The following is a 13,439-nucleotide window of genomic DNA, read 5'->3' on the forward strand; positions in this document are numbered from 1 at the left end:
TTCCCTCAGCCGCCGACGTCGAGACGACGATCACCGAGACGGATGCCGCTGAGCGTGATCGTCCCCGCCGGTGCAGAGTGAAGCGGCTTCGACACGAGCCGGTCGCCGTCCGGGCGGAGTCCGAGCGCTGTCGCGAGCGCCTGGATCGAGGCTGCCGCCGACCAGGCCTGGGGGCGGCACGCCGCCGGGTACGGCACGGGGCGGGTCGCCTCGCTGATCGCGTCCCCGGAGTGCAGCTCCGGCATTCGATAGTCGAATCCCTCCGCCGCGGCCATGAGTCCGCGAATCAGATTGCCGGCCTCGTCGTCGAAGCCCTCGACGCCGAGGCCGCGCGCCGCGATGGCGGTGTCGTGCGCCCACACGGCTCCGCCGTGATAGCTCAGGGGCCAGTAGCCCGCTGACTCCGTCGACATCGTCCGCAGCCCGTACCCGCTGTCGAGCTGCGGGGACGCGAGCCGTGCTGCTATCGCGGCGGCGTCACCGTCCCCGAGGATGCCGGTTCCGAGCAGGTGACCCATGTTGCTCGTGACCGTGTCGACGGGCCGTTTCCGAGCGTCGAGCGCGATCGCGGGGTACCGGCCGCGCTCGTCCTCCAGCCAGAACGCCTCCGCGAAGCGCCGCTTGAGGTTCGCCGCCCAGGAGCGCCAGTCATCGCCTCCGGGTCGCTCGAACGCATCGAGCAGCTCGGCGCCGCCGATCGCCGCCTCGAAGGCGTAGCCCTGCACCTCGCACAGCGCGATCGGCCCCTCGGCGAGGCTGCCGTCCTTCCACTGCACGGAGTCACCGGAGTCCTTCCAGCCCTGGTTCGCGAGACCGTGCCCGGTCTCGTCGACGTACTCGAGGAAGCCGTCCCCATCGCTGTCGCCGTGGTCCCGCAGCCACGCGAGCGCCGCCTCGAGCGTGGGAAGCAGCTTCTCGACCTGGTCGGCCGGCATGCCCCACTGCCAGGCGTCGTGCAACAGGCACACCCAGAGTGCGGTAGCGTCGATCGTGCCGTAGTACAGCGGCGGAAGCGAGATTCCCTCGCCCGGCATCTCGAGCGTGTCGGCGCGCAGCTCGTGCATGATCTTCCCCGGCTGTTCGGCCGTCGCCGCATCCACGTCATCGCCCTGAAGCGCGGCAAGCACGCGCAAGGTCGACGCAGCGAGTTCGGTTCCGAGCGGCAGCAGGAAGCGCGCCGCCCAGATGGAGTCCCGGCCGAACAGGGTGAAGAACCAGGGCGCGCCCGCCGCGAGGAACTCCTCTCCCGGCAGTCGCGCGAGCGTCATGCGCAAGGCGTCGAGATCCGCGAGCGACGTCTCGATCCAGCGCGCGAGCCGCGTGTCCCCCGTCGCCACCGACACGTCCTGCCAGGGGGCGGGGCGGATGGCGTCGGCGACGACGGGGGCGTCCTCGATCATCTGGAGCGCCCACAGCGCTTCGGCGCTGCCGTGCGGCGGCACGGTGAGCTGCCATTCGATCGCCGTGACCCCGTTCTCCACGGACACCCGCGCGCCGGGTGCGTGAAGCGCCACCTGAACGCCGCCCGCGCGCCAGGCACCGCCCCCGTCGTCGACCGGAACGTCGGCCGACGCCGGCGCACCCGCTTTCACGTGCGCCATGGAGCTCGCGTCCGGCGCGAGCTCAAGGCGAAGCGGAACAAGCAGCTGCTCGCGCAGGCCCGAGCGCACCACGAGCCGCTCGGTGATCTCGCCGGCTGTGACGTCGCGCACTCGCTCAAGTCGCACACGCGGGTCGGGCGTCGGGTCGTCGAGGCCGCGCAGCAGTGCGACGTGGGTGATTCCGCTCGCTCCCCGGGGCTGCGTCGCGATCGTCTCGGGCCGCTGCCCGCCGACGCTCAATCGTGCTGCGGACAACACGCGCGTGTCGGCGTGGTAGACGCCGTGGATGGCGGCATCCCCCATGTCGCCGGTGGCATCCGACCACACTTGTGTCGGTGCGCGCAGCACGATGGTCGCATCGTTCAGCAGCGGCTGCCGCCCGGCCTCGTTTTCGTCGATCATCCCTTGACGGCCCCCTCGCTCGTGTTCATGATGCGGCGCTGGAAGATGAAGAACATGACGGCGACGGGAATCGTCATGATCGCGGCGGCGGCGAGCTTGAGCGGGTACTGGCTCCCCTGGCTCAGCTGCCCGCTCGCGAGCGACGCGACCCCCTTGGTGAGCGTCGTGAGCGCCGGACTCTGGGTCGAGATGATGAAGTGGCTCAACTCGTTCCACGAACCCTGGAAGCTCAGGATGATGATCGTGATGAGCGCGGGGCGCGCCATCGGCAGCACGACCGACCAGAAGACGCGGAATGTGTCGGCCCCGTCGATGCGGGCCTGCTCTTCGACGCTCACGGGGATCGATTCGAAGAAGCCCTTCATGATGAAGACGCCGGCGGCGTCGACGAGCAGCGGAAGGATCATGCCCGTGTACGAGTCGAAGATGCCGAGCTGGTTGATGACGAGGAACTTGGGGATCAGCAGCACGACAGCGGGAACGCTCATGACGGCGACGAGTCCGGCGAACACGGCGCTGCGGCCGCGAAAGTGCAGCCGCGCCAGCGCGTAGCCGGCGAGCGAATCGAAGAACACCCTGCCGACCGTCACGAACACCGTCACGATGACCGAGTTCTTGAACCACACGGGGAAATCGGAGTACGCGAACAGCTTCGTGTAGGCGGCGAGACTCCAGCTCTGCGGGATGAGCGAGATGGGATCGGATGCCGCTTCCGCGTCAGTCTTGAACGACGTCGCCACCTGGATGAGGAACGGCATGATGTACACGATCGCGAGCGCGATAAGCACGGCGTAGGCGATCGAGGTCGCGGCGATCGTGCCCGTCGAGCGCGGCCGATGCCCCGCCGCACGGCGCACGGGCGCGCCGCTGACGGCGATGCGCGTCTCATCTGCCACGGTCATGGCTTCTCCCCGATCGTGTAGAGCCGTGCCCGTCGCTTCGACACGGGACGCTCGCGCAGCACCCACCGCTGCAGGAGCGTGAACAGAACGATGATGATGAACAGGATGAACGCGATCGCCGCGCCCTGCCCCCACTGCTGGTCGTTGAACGCCGCCTTGTACGAGAGGTACGCGGGCGTGAGCGTCGTCTTCCCTGGCGCACCTTGAGTTCCCGTGTAGATCTGGTCGAAGACCTGCCAGCAGCCGATGAGTCCGAGGGTGAGCACGGTGAACAGCGCCGGTCGCAGCTGCGGCAGCGTGACGCGCCAGAACCGCTGCCAGCCGTTGGCGCCGTCCATCATCGCCGCCTCCTGCACGTCGCCGCCGAGATTCTGCAGCGCCGCGATGAACAGCAGCATGAACGTGCCGCTCGTGGTGAACACGGCCATGATGATGAACGCCGTCATCGCCACGGAGGGGCCCGCGAGCCACTCCCACCACGAGATCCCGAGGAAGTCGTGGTCCGTGAGCAGCGCCGGCCCCGACTGGACGCCGAACAGACCGAGGAAGTTGTGCAGGATGCCACTCGGCTCGTTGAACCAGTTCGGACCGTGCACGCCGATCCACGAGAGCGCCTTGTTCACCGCTCCCGTCGTGGAGAACAGGAACAGCCACAGGACGGTGATGGCGACGGAGCTCGTGACGGAGGGGAAGTAGAACGCGGTGCGGAAGAAGCCGCGCCCGCGCAGCACGGCGCGGTTGACCATCACGGCGAGGAACAGCGACACGGCCGTCTGGATGGGAACGACGAGCACAACGTACCAAGCGTTGTTGCGCAGTGACGTCCCGAAATCCTGCTCGGCGAGCCCGCCGCCGGCCAGGAGCTTCTCGTAGTTGTCGACCCCCGTGAACGACACGCTCGACGAGAACGGGCTTCCGCGTCCGCTCCAGTCGGAGAAGCTCACCCACAGGGCCATGAGCACGGGGATGACGAGGAACAGGCCGAGCAGGATCAGCATGGGCGCGGTGAACAGCCATCCCGAGGCGGTCTCACCCCTCCGAAGCCCGGAGCGGTGAGACCGCGTCATCGTCTCGGTCATGGCTCTACTTCAGCAGGGCTTCGAGGTTCTTCTGCGTCGCTTCGAGGATCTGCTTCGGGTCACCCGACTTCAGCGACCCGATCTTCGAGTTGAAGTCGGCTACGACGTCAGAAGCTCCCTTTGCCGTCGGAACGCCCTTCGCGTAGGCGGCCGCGTCGAGGAACGGCGCGAGGTTCGGGTTGTTGCTCTTCCACTCGTCGGCGGCTGACTGGATCGACGGCATGGGTCCGAAGGCCTTAGAGAAGGCGAGTTGGGCATCCTTGCTCGTCAGGTTCTCCACCAGGTCGAGTGCGGCCTTCTGGTTGGGACTGTCGGCGGCGATGCCCCAGCAGTTCGTGAACTGCAGGGTTCCGTTGCCCGCCGGACCTTCCGGCAGGGGCACGACGGCGTAGTGCACATCGGGGAAGTCCGCGCTCATGGCGCCCGTGATCCAGTTGCCCTCGATCGTCATCGCGCCGAGCTTTTTGCCGAACGCCTCTCCGCCCCAGCCGGCGCCGACGTCGGCCGCGAACTTGTAGACGCCCTCGTTCAACAGCTTCTTCACGTACTCGAGCGCCTGCACGTTGGCGTCGCTATCGGCGGTCGCCTTCGTGCTGTCGTCGTTCATGAGGTTGCCGCCGGCTTGGACCATGAAGGCACCGACACGCGCGTACTCGCCGCTCGTCACGAGTCCGGTCTGATCACCGGTCGTGAGCTTCTTCGCGACCGCCTCGAGGTCGTCCCACGTCTTCGGGTAGTCGGAGTCGGTGAGACCCGCGGCCTTCCACATGTCGGTGTTGATGATGAGCTGCAGCGTGGAGAAGTCCTTCGGCGCGCAGTAGAACTTGCCGTCGTAGGTGAACGACGACACGAGGCTCGGGTAGAAGTCATCCTTGTTCTTCAGCTGATCGCCGTAGGCGAGGAGCGAGCCGTTCGAGGCGTACCCCGCGAGCGCGTCTGTCGAGAGATAGAACACGTCGGCCGGCTTCTTGGCCGCAAAGCCTTGCGAGAGCTGCTGGTTCAGGTCGCTCGCGGCGATGACTTTCGCATCGGTTCCGGAGTCCTTCGACCAGGCGGCGACGGCGTCGTTGACGGCCTTGGTCTCGGCGTCGCCGCTCGACCCGATCATGACGGTGAGCGCGTCGTCGGACGAGGTGAGCGTGCCGGGAGAGGAGCCGCCTCCTCCATTTCCTCCACCTTCGTCGCTGAACCCCGAACCACACGCGGTGAGGGCGAAAGTTGCTGCCGCGGCGGCCATTGCGATGGCGAGCCGACGACCTCTGCGTCGTTGCATGGTGACTCCTTATTCGGGTCGCCGTGTGAGCTGCCGCGGCGACTGTGCCGTGTGACGTGGTTTGATCGTTCAAACATCGCAACGCAATACCCAGTTTGATCGATCAAATTGCGTATGCTGGTTACGCTAGTGCGCACGAGTACCACTGTCAAGGCACGTTGGGAGGCTGGATGTCGCGGCTTCCTACGGTCACCGACGTCGCTGAGGCGGCCGGTGTCTCCCGACAGACGGTCTCGAACGTGCTAAACGCCCCCGATCGGGTTCGCGAGGCGACGCGGGAGCGCGTCAGCAAAGCGATCGAAGAGCTCGGCTACCGCCCTCACGCCTCCGCCCGCCGACTGCGCACCCAGACGAGCTCGACGATCGGCATCCGACTCGATCCTGTCTCCGACGGCATCTCGGGCTCCATTCTCGATCGCTTTCTGCACGCGCTGACCGAGCAGGCGGATGCGGTCGGCCTCCGCGTGCTGCTCTATACGGCGTTGGGCGCCGACGACGAGATCCGCCAGCTCGCACGACTCGTCGACGGGGCCGACGTCGACGCCTTCGTGCTCACCTCGACGTACTACGGCGATCCGCGCACCGATTGGCTCATCGAACGCGGGCAGCGCTTCGTGACGTTCGGCCGCCCGTGGGGCATCAACGACATGACCGACCCAGCACACGCGTGGGTCGACGTCGACGGACGCGACGGCGTGCGCCAGGCGACGGAGCATCTGCTCGAGGCCGGGCATCGGCGCATCGGCTACATCGGCTGGCCGAGCGGCTCGGGAACGGGCGACGATCGGCACGGCGGGTGGGCGGAGACGCTGCGCACGGCTTCCGTCCCCGACCTCGACGGTCTCGTGGAGCGAGCGGAGGACAGCGTGAGCGCGGGGACGGCCGCCATGCGCCGGCTCATGTCGCGAAACCCGGGGCTCGAGGCGGTCGTCACGGCGAGTGACGGTCTCGCCCTCGGCGCTCTCGTCGCCGCGTCAGGGACGACGCCCGTCGTCGGGTTCGACAACACGCCCGTCGCAGCATCCCTCGGGTTCTCGAGCGTCGACCAGCAGCTGACCGCCGTCGCGAGCGGCGTGCTTGAACTGCTCACGGACTCGACGAACGGACCGCGACACCGGCTCATCGCCCCGGAGCTCGTGGTGCGCGAGGAGACGCTGCGGTAAGCGACGAGGTCGCCGATTCCCCACAGACGGATGATTGGCCGATATGGACGCGCGCGGCTCGACCCGACTAGCCGAGCGCGTGCATGACGTGCTTGACGCGCGTGTAGTCCTCGAGCCCGTACATCGAGAGGTCCTTTCCGTAGCCCGACATCTTGAAGCCGCCGTGCGGCATCTCGGCGGTGAGCAGGATGTGGGTGTTGACCCATACGCAGCCGAAGTCGAGGTCGCGACTGACGCGCATCGCGCGACCGTGGTCGGTCGTCCACACGCTTGACGCGAGGCCGTAGTCGACATCGTTCGCGAGCGCGACCGCCTCGGCCTCGTCGGTGAAGCGCTGCACCGTGATCACGGGGCCGAAGGTCTCCTTCTGCACGCACTCGTCGTCTTGCCGCACGTCGGTGATGACGGTCGGGGCGAAGAAGAAGCCGCGCTCCCCCACGCGCCGGCCGCCGGTTCGCACGACGGCGTGCGCGGGCAGATCGTCGAGAACCGCCTGCACCTTCGCGAGGTGGTTCACGTTGTTGAGCGGGCCGTAGAAGGCGTCGTCGCCCTCCCCCGTCGTCGTGGCCTCGGCCGCGCGCACGAGCTCGTCGACGAACGCGTCGTGAGCGGCATCCTGCACCAAGACGCGCGTAACAGCCGTGCAGTCCTGCCCGGCGTTGAAGTAGGCGGACTCGGCGAGCGCGGCCGCGGTCGCCGGCAGGTCGGCGTCGTCGAAGACGATCGCGGGCGCCTTGCCGCCGAGCTCGAGGTGGGAGCGGTGCACGTGCTTCGCCGCCGACGTCGCCACCTGCTGGCCGGCGCGCACCGACCCGGTGATCGACACGAGCCCGGGGACCGGGTGGCTGACCATGAGCTCGCCGGTCGTCGCGTCGCCGAGGATCACGCCCAGCACGCCGTCGGGCAGCACGCCGCGGCTCACGTCGGCGAGCACGAGCGTGGACTCGGGCGTCGTGTCGCTCGGCTTCAGCACCGTCGTGTTTCCGGCGGCGAGGGCCGGCGCGATCTTCCAGATCGCCATCATGAACGGGTAGTTCCACGGCGTCACCTGCGCGACGACCCCGATCGGCTCGCGGCGCACGTACGAGGTGTGGCCCGCGAAGTACTCGCCCGCCGCCGCGCCCTCGAGCACCCGTGCGGCACCGGCGAAGTAGCGCAAGTGGTCGCAGCCCGTGACGACCTCCTCGACGCGGATCATCTCGCACGGCTGTCCCGTGTTGCGGTGCTGCGCCTCGACGATGTCGTCGGCGCGGGCCTCGAGCGCGTCGGCGAACGCGAGCAGCGCGGCCTGACGCTGCCCGGGCGTCGTGCGCTTCCACGTCGCCGATGCCGCGAGCGCGGCCTCGAACGCGGCATCCACGTCTGCCTGGTCCGAGACGGGCGAGATCGCGACCACCTCCTCCGTCATGGGGTTGACCACGTCGATCGTCGCCGTTCCCGCCGCATCGACGAATTCTCCGCCGATGAAGTTCTGAAGTGTGCTCGTCATAGCAATCGCTCCTTTGCGAGTTCTGCCCGTCGAGTCCCGGGCGGATGCCGGTCGGCACCCGCCCGCGAACCGCTATGCCGGGATCATGGTGTACTTGGTCGACAGGTACTCGTGGATGCCCTCGAAGCCGCCCTCGCGACCGATGCCGGACTGCTTGACACCGCCGAACGGCGCCGAGGCGTTCGAGATGACCCCGGCGTTGAGGCCCATCATTCCCGTCGCGAGGCGCTGGATCATGCGGTGCCCGCGCGCGAGGTCCTGGGTGAAGACGTACGACACGAGGCCGTACTCGGTGTTGTTCGCGAGGCGCACGGCTTCGTCCTCGTCCGAGAACGTCGTGATGGCGAGCACGGGCCCGAAGATCTCCTCGCGCAGGATGTTCGCGGACTCCGGGACGTCGGCGAGCACCGTCGGCTGATAGAACGTGCCGTCGCCCTCGATCGCGCCGCCGCCGGCGAGCACCGATGCGCCCTTGTCGACGGCGTCGGAGACGAGCTCCGTCGCTTTCGCGACGGCCTTGCCGTCGATGAGCGGGCCGATCGTCACGCCGTCGTCGGTTCCGCGACCGACGCGCATCGCCGTGACGCGCTCGGTGACGCGGCGGCCGAACTCCTCCGCCACCGACTCGTGCACGATGAAGCGGTTAGCGGCCGTGCAGGCCTGGCCGATGTTGCGGAACTTCGCGGCGAGGGCCCCCTCGACCGCCTTGTCGAGATCGGCGTCGTCGAACACGACGAACGGCGCGTTTCCGCCGAGCTCCATCGAGGTGCGCAGCACGTTCTTCGCCGACTGCGCGATGAGCTTCTGCCCGACGGGCGTCGAGCCGGTGAAGCTCAGCTTGCGCAGTCGCGGGTCATCGATTATGGCGCTGGAGATCTCGCCGGTGTGGGAGGAGGTGATGACGTTGACGACGCCCGCGGGCACGCCCGCGTCCTCGAGCAGCTTCGCGAAGTACAGCGTCGTGAGCGGCGTGAGCGTCGCCGGCTTGACGACGACCGTGCAGCCGGCGGCGAGCGCCGGCGCGATCTTGCGCGTCGCCATGGCGAGCGGGAAGTTCCATGGGGTGATGAGGAAGCACGGCCCGACGGGGTGCTGCGACACGATCGTCGTGCCCGTTCCCTCGGGGTTCGTCCCATAGCGGCCGACGATGCGCACGGCCTCCTCGCTGAACCAGCGCAGGAACTCGCCGCCGTAGGTGACCTCGCCCTTTGACTCGGCGAGCGGTTTGCCCATCTCGAGCGTCATGAGCAGCGCGAACTCGTCCGCGCGCTCCTGCAGCAGGTCGAACGCGCGGCGCAGCAGCTCGCCGCGCTGCCGCGGCGGCGTGGCCGCCCAGCTCTCCTGCGCGTTCACGGCCGCGTCGAGCGCCGCCGTCGCGTCGGCGGGAGTCGCGTCGGCGATGCGCGCGATGACGCTGCCGCGCGACGGGTCGTTCACGTCGATCGTCGCCTCGGTGTCGCGCCATTCACCGCCGATGAACAGGCCGGTGGGGACCGTGGCGAGAAGCTCGGATTCGGTTGTCATTGTTCTCCTTCAGTTCGTGGGTGCGTCGCGCAGTGCCGTCGCGACGATGTCGAGTCCCTCGACCAGAAGCTCGAGGGGGATGGTCAGGGGCGGCAGGAAGCGGATCACGTTTCCATAGGTGCCGCACGTGAGCACGATCACGCCCTGGGTGTGGGCGGATGCCGCGACGCGCGCGGTCAGCTCCGGATCGGGCTCTCCCGTCTCGGGGTGCACGAATTCGACGGCGATCATCGCGCCGAGGCCCCGCACGTCTCCGATGCGGGGATCGGATGCCGCGAGCTCGCGGAAGCGGCGGACGATGATCTCGCCGATGCTCTCGGCCGCCTCGCACAGTCCCTCGTTCTCGAAGGCATCGATCGCGGCGAGCGTGGCCGCGCACGCGACGGGGCTCCCGCCGTAGGTGCCGCCGAGACCCCCGGCGTGCACGGCATCCATGATCTCCGCACGCCCGGTGACGGCCGAGAGCGGGAGGCCTCCGGCGATGCCCTTCGCGGTCGTGACGAGGTCGGGGACGATGCCGAAGTGCTCGCTCGCGAACATGCGGCCGGTTCGGCCGAAGCCGGTCTGCACCTCATCAGCGATGAAGACGACGCCGTTCGCGTTCGCCCAGTCCACGAGAGCCGGAAGGAACCCGTCCGCGGGGACGATGAAGCCGCCTTCGCCGAGGATCGGCTCGATGATGATCGCGGCGACGTTCGCCGCGCCGACTTGCTTCTCGATCATGCGGATCGCCGCGGCAGCGGCATCCGGTCCACTCAGCCCGCCGTCGCGCAGCGGGTACGACACGGGCGCACGGTACACCTCGGGTGCGAAGGGTCCGAAGCCGCTCTTGTAGGGCACTGCCTTCGCGGTGAGCGCCATCGTGAGGTTCGTGCGGCCGTGATAGGCATGGTCGAAGGCGATCACCGCTTGCCGGCCGGTGTGGGCACGGGCGATCTTGACGGCGTTCTCGACGGCCTCGGCGCCCGAGTTGAACAGCACGCTGCGCTTCTCGTGATCGCCCGGTGTGAGGCGGTTGAGCGCCTCGGCGACGGCGACGTAACCGTCATAGGGGGTGATCATGAAGCACGTGTGCGTGAAGCGCGCCGCCTGCTCGGCGACGGCGGCCGCCACGGCGGGGTGCGCGTTGCCGACGCCCGTGACGGCGATTCCCGAGCCGAGGTCGATGAGCGAGTTGCCGTCGACGTCGATCACGACGCCGCCGCCGGCGGCTTGCGCGAACACCGGCATCGTTGTCCCGACGCCTCCCGCGACGGCGGCGCGCTTGCGCTCCATGAGCTCGACCGAGCGCGCGCCGGGGATCGGCGTCACGAGTCGACGCTCTTGGACCAGGCCGGGTCCGCCGCGCAGCGCGAGGGCTGCCGAATCCGTCACGGTCATGGTTCCTCCTTCGGCGACTACTCACAGACTAGGCGTGAGCGAAGCCATCGAACAGTGCCGTTTTGTCGAGTTGTGACTTCTTGCGTTGCCAATCTGTATAACCTTGTCGCATGGCCATCACCGTCCGTCGGCTTCTCGGGCGCACCGATCTCGGACTGCGGCTGCTCACGGCGCCGAGCGAGGAGCTCGACGCGCCACTCTCGTGGGTGGCCGGAACGGACGTGCCTGACCCCACCCCGTTCGTCGGGGACGGCAATGTCGTGCTGACCACGGGGCAGCAGTTCCTCGAAAAAACGGACGAGACGTCGTACGCTCAGCGTCTCACCGCGGCCGGGATCCGCGCGGTGGGATTCGGCGTCGGGGTCGTGAGTGAGGTTCCCGCAGCGCTCGTCGACGCGTGTGCAGCGTCCGGGCTCCCGCTGTTCGAGGTGCCGTACCGCACGCCGTTCCTCGCGGTCATCCGCTACGTCGCCGACCTGGTTGCTGCGGCCGCGCAGGAGCGTGGCGCCTGGGCGCTCGGGGCGCAGCGTGCGATCGCCCTCGCCGCGACGCAGGACGACGGAATCCGACGCGCCATCGCCGAGCTGTCGCGGCAGCTGGGCTCGGCCGTCGCGCTCTTCGACGCGCGCGGTCGACTGACCGTCAGCGAGGGCTCGGTGGAGATCTTCGGGCCGGCGACGACCGCCGAGGTCAGCCGACTGCTGACGCGCGGAGCTCGTGCGGCGTCGACGAGCTCCGACGGCGTGGAGCTGCAGACGATCGGACGCGGCGGCGATCTTCGCGGCGTCCTCGCGATCGCGGGATCGCTCGATCCGGCGGCGCACGGGGTTGTGGCTGCGGTGCTCGCGCTTGCCGCCATGGCGCTCGAGCAGCGCCGCACGCTCGGCGCCGCGGAGGCTGCGCTGCGCGGCGCGACGTGGCAGGCGCTCGTGCACGGCTCGCGAGACCTCGCCGAACGACTGGCAGCCAAGGCTGGAGCCCGCATACCGGCCTCATTCCGGGTTGGCATATTCAAGACGGGCGACGCGCCCGCCGCTGAGACGGCCGGTGACCTGTTCGCCGCCATCGACGGCGACTCGACGATCGTGCTCTCATCAGACGCCGACTGGGCGAGGGTCCTTCACGCGCAATCGGGCGCCCCTGTGGGGCTTTCCCGCCTCGTGCCGAGCGCCGCCGCGGCGGAAGGCCTGAGGCAGGCGCGGCTGGCGCACGATCGCGCGTGCCGGCTCGGGACCATCACGGAGTTCGATGCCGTCGCCGACGACGGCTATGCGTCCATGCTCCGCGGTGACGACGCCAGGGCAATCGGCGCCGAAGTGCTTCGGCCCCTCACCGAAAGCGACGCGGCGCACGGCACTCAGCTTATCGCCTCTCTGCGAGCATGGCTTGCGCACAACGGCGCGTGGGATCCCGCGGCGGAGAGCCTCGGGGTGCACCGCCATACGCTCCGCAATCGCGTCCGCGCCGTCGAACGCCTCACCGGACGCGACCTGGGCTCAGCCCGCGTTCGCGCCGATTTCATCTTCGCCCTCGACCTGTGACCTACGGCTGCAGCGGGTTTGGCGCCCCATGGGGCGGAACATCGGGCGTTCGGCGGGCCGCCGTCCCGCGTTCGGCCCGCCAGAACATCACCGCAAACACGGCGGCAGCGAGCACGCCGGTGTACATGATGCCATCGCTGATCGCCCCGCTGAGCGTGTAGAGCAGGAAACTGGCAGGGACGAACTGGACCACAGCGACGATCACGTCGACGACCAGCAGAGCAATCGTGCCGAGTCCGCCGCCAATCGCGGCGCTCATCACGACGTCCTTGTAACCCGTCGCACGGCTGAGCGGCTTCAGCAGAATCAGGCCGACAAGTGCCACCGCACTGAAGATCACCGCCCGCACGACGAGCGCGACGGCCGCAATGATGCCGCTCGCCGAAAGCACAACGCCGAATGCAGTCAGCACGGCTGCCGCTCCGATGCCGACCAGCGCGATGAGCACCGCATTGAGAGCAAGCGCGCCCGTCTCCGGAGGTGCGGGCACTCCCGCGCGCAGTTCAGCGGGGCGACGGTGGGCCCGGTGCACGAGCGCACCGAGTGCGAGCACGAAGGAGAAGAGGAGCGCCGAAACGATCGCGGCGACGATGCTTGAGGCGGCGCCGTACCGCCACAATCCCATGATCGTCATCCACGCGAGCTGGACCACGAGAAGGAGAGCCGCACCGAGAGCGCCCGCGGCGGCAAGCGGGGCCACCTCGGACGCCACAGGAGCCGCGCTCGGCAGCGGGCGGATGAACGTGAGGGAAAGGAAGGCGCCGAGGACGAAGGCAACGGTCGCCGCGAGCCCGATGACGATGGTGAGAATGGGAGGCCCGTAGATTCCTGTCACGATCGCACCGATGATCGTCGTGGTGGCACCGAAGGCCAACGGAAACGCGGCGACGGCGAGCGCGCTGCGCACGGAGGCCTGCTGAGGGGAGACGGAGCGAGGTGACGGCGGCATGCCGTACGCCGGCGGCGGGTTCACCGGCGGCGGAACCGGCTGCCATCCCTGGTGCTCGTGGTCCGACGCGTCACGCGGCTGCTCGTTTCCCGACATGGTGGCAACGCTATCGGGCGGACGGCGACGGAATCCATGG

10 protein-coding genes are annotated in these 13,439 nt (G+C 68.7%); 2 read left to right on the forward strand and 8 right to left on the reverse strand.

All coding sequences use genetic code 11. The annotated features are described in order from the left end of the window. Positions 1–5: 5 nt before the first annotated feature. From BLV49_RS03825 to BLV49_RS03840, 4 genes are read right to left on the reverse strand one after another with little or no spacing between them, the layout of a single operon-like run. Positions 6–2,003 carry a glycogen debranching N-terminal domain-containing protein gene (locus BLV49_RS03825; RefSeq protein WP_091180004.1) on the reverse strand — a complete coding sequence of 666 codons (1,998 nt, stop codon included), beginning with the start codon at positions 2,001–2,003 and terminating at the stop codon, positions 6–8. Then, positions 2,000–2,905: a carbohydrate ABC transporter permease gene (locus BLV49_RS03830; protein WP_091180008.1), complete on the reverse strand. Its 906-nt coding sequence runs from the start codon at positions 2,903–2,905 to the stop codon at positions 2,000–2,002. The genes BLV49_RS03825 and BLV49_RS03830 overlap by 4 nt, the downstream gene beginning before the upstream one ends. Next, a complete protein-coding gene (locus BLV49_RS03835; protein WP_091180011.1) occupies positions 2,902–3,984 on the reverse strand; it encodes a carbohydrate ABC transporter permease in 1,083 nt (360 codons plus the stop codon). The genes BLV49_RS03830 and BLV49_RS03835 overlap by 4 nt, the downstream gene beginning before the upstream one ends. A 4-nt stretch (positions 3,985–3,988) precedes the next feature. Next, positions 3,989–5,257: a sugar ABC transporter substrate-binding protein gene (locus tag BLV49_RS03840; RefSeq protein ID WP_091180015.1), complete on the reverse strand. Its 1,269-nt coding sequence runs from the start codon at positions 5,255–5,257 to the stop codon at positions 3,989–3,991. 170 nt (positions 5,258–5,427) lie between these two features. Here BLV49_RS03840 and BLV49_RS03845 point away from each other — a divergent pair, with 170 nt between their 5' ends. Then, entirely contained in the window at positions 5,428–6,420 is a 993-nt protein-coding gene (locus BLV49_RS03845; protein WP_091180020.1) for a LacI family DNA-binding transcriptional regulator, read from the forward strand. Positions 6,421–6,487: 67 nt separating this feature from the next. Here BLV49_RS03845 and BLV49_RS03850 read toward each other — a convergent pair whose 3' ends face one another. The 3 genes from BLV49_RS03850 to gabT all read right to left on the reverse strand — a co-directional run bounded on the left by BLV49_RS03850 (position 6,488) and on the right by gabT (position 10,813). Continuing rightward, entirely contained in the window at positions 6,488–7,909 is a 1,422-nt protein-coding gene (locus BLV49_RS03850; protein WP_091180023.1) for an aminobutyraldehyde dehydrogenase, read from the reverse strand. Positions 7,910–7,981: 72 nt separating this feature from the next. Beyond that, entirely contained in the window at positions 7,982–9,433 is a 1,452-nt protein-coding gene (locus BLV49_RS03855; RefSeq protein ID WP_091180026.1) for an NAD-dependent succinate-semialdehyde dehydrogenase, read from the reverse strand. Between the two features lie 9 nt (positions 9,434–9,442). After that, the gene (gene gabT / locus BLV49_RS03860) at positions 9,443–10,813 is read right to left on the reverse strand and encodes a 4-aminobutyrate--2-oxoglutarate transaminase (RefSeq protein WP_091180029.1); all 1,371 of its coding nucleotides are present in this window, start codon (positions 10,811–10,813) and stop codon (positions 9,443–9,445) included. Between the two features lie 110 nt (positions 10,814–10,923). Between gabT and BLV49_RS03865 the strand changes: the two genes are divergently transcribed. Then, positions 10,924–12,354: a PucR family transcriptional regulator gene (locus BLV49_RS03865; protein ID WP_091180033.1), complete on the forward strand. Its 1,431-nt coding sequence runs from the start codon at positions 10,924–10,926 to the stop codon at positions 12,352–12,354. Position 12,355: 1 nt separating this feature from the next. Here BLV49_RS03865 and BLV49_RS03870 read toward each other — a convergent pair whose 3' ends face one another. Continuing rightward, a complete protein-coding gene (locus BLV49_RS03870; RefSeq protein WP_091180036.1) occupies positions 12,356–13,399 on the reverse strand; it encodes a hypothetical protein in 1,044 nt (347 codons plus the stop codon). Positions 13,400–13,439: the final 40 nt, after the last annotated feature.

Origin of the sequence: Paramicrobacterium humi (assembly GCF_900105715.1) — a bacterium.
Taxonomy (GTDB): domain Bacteria; phylum Actinomycetota; class Actinomycetes; order Actinomycetales; family Microbacteriaceae; genus Paramicrobacterium; species Paramicrobacterium humi.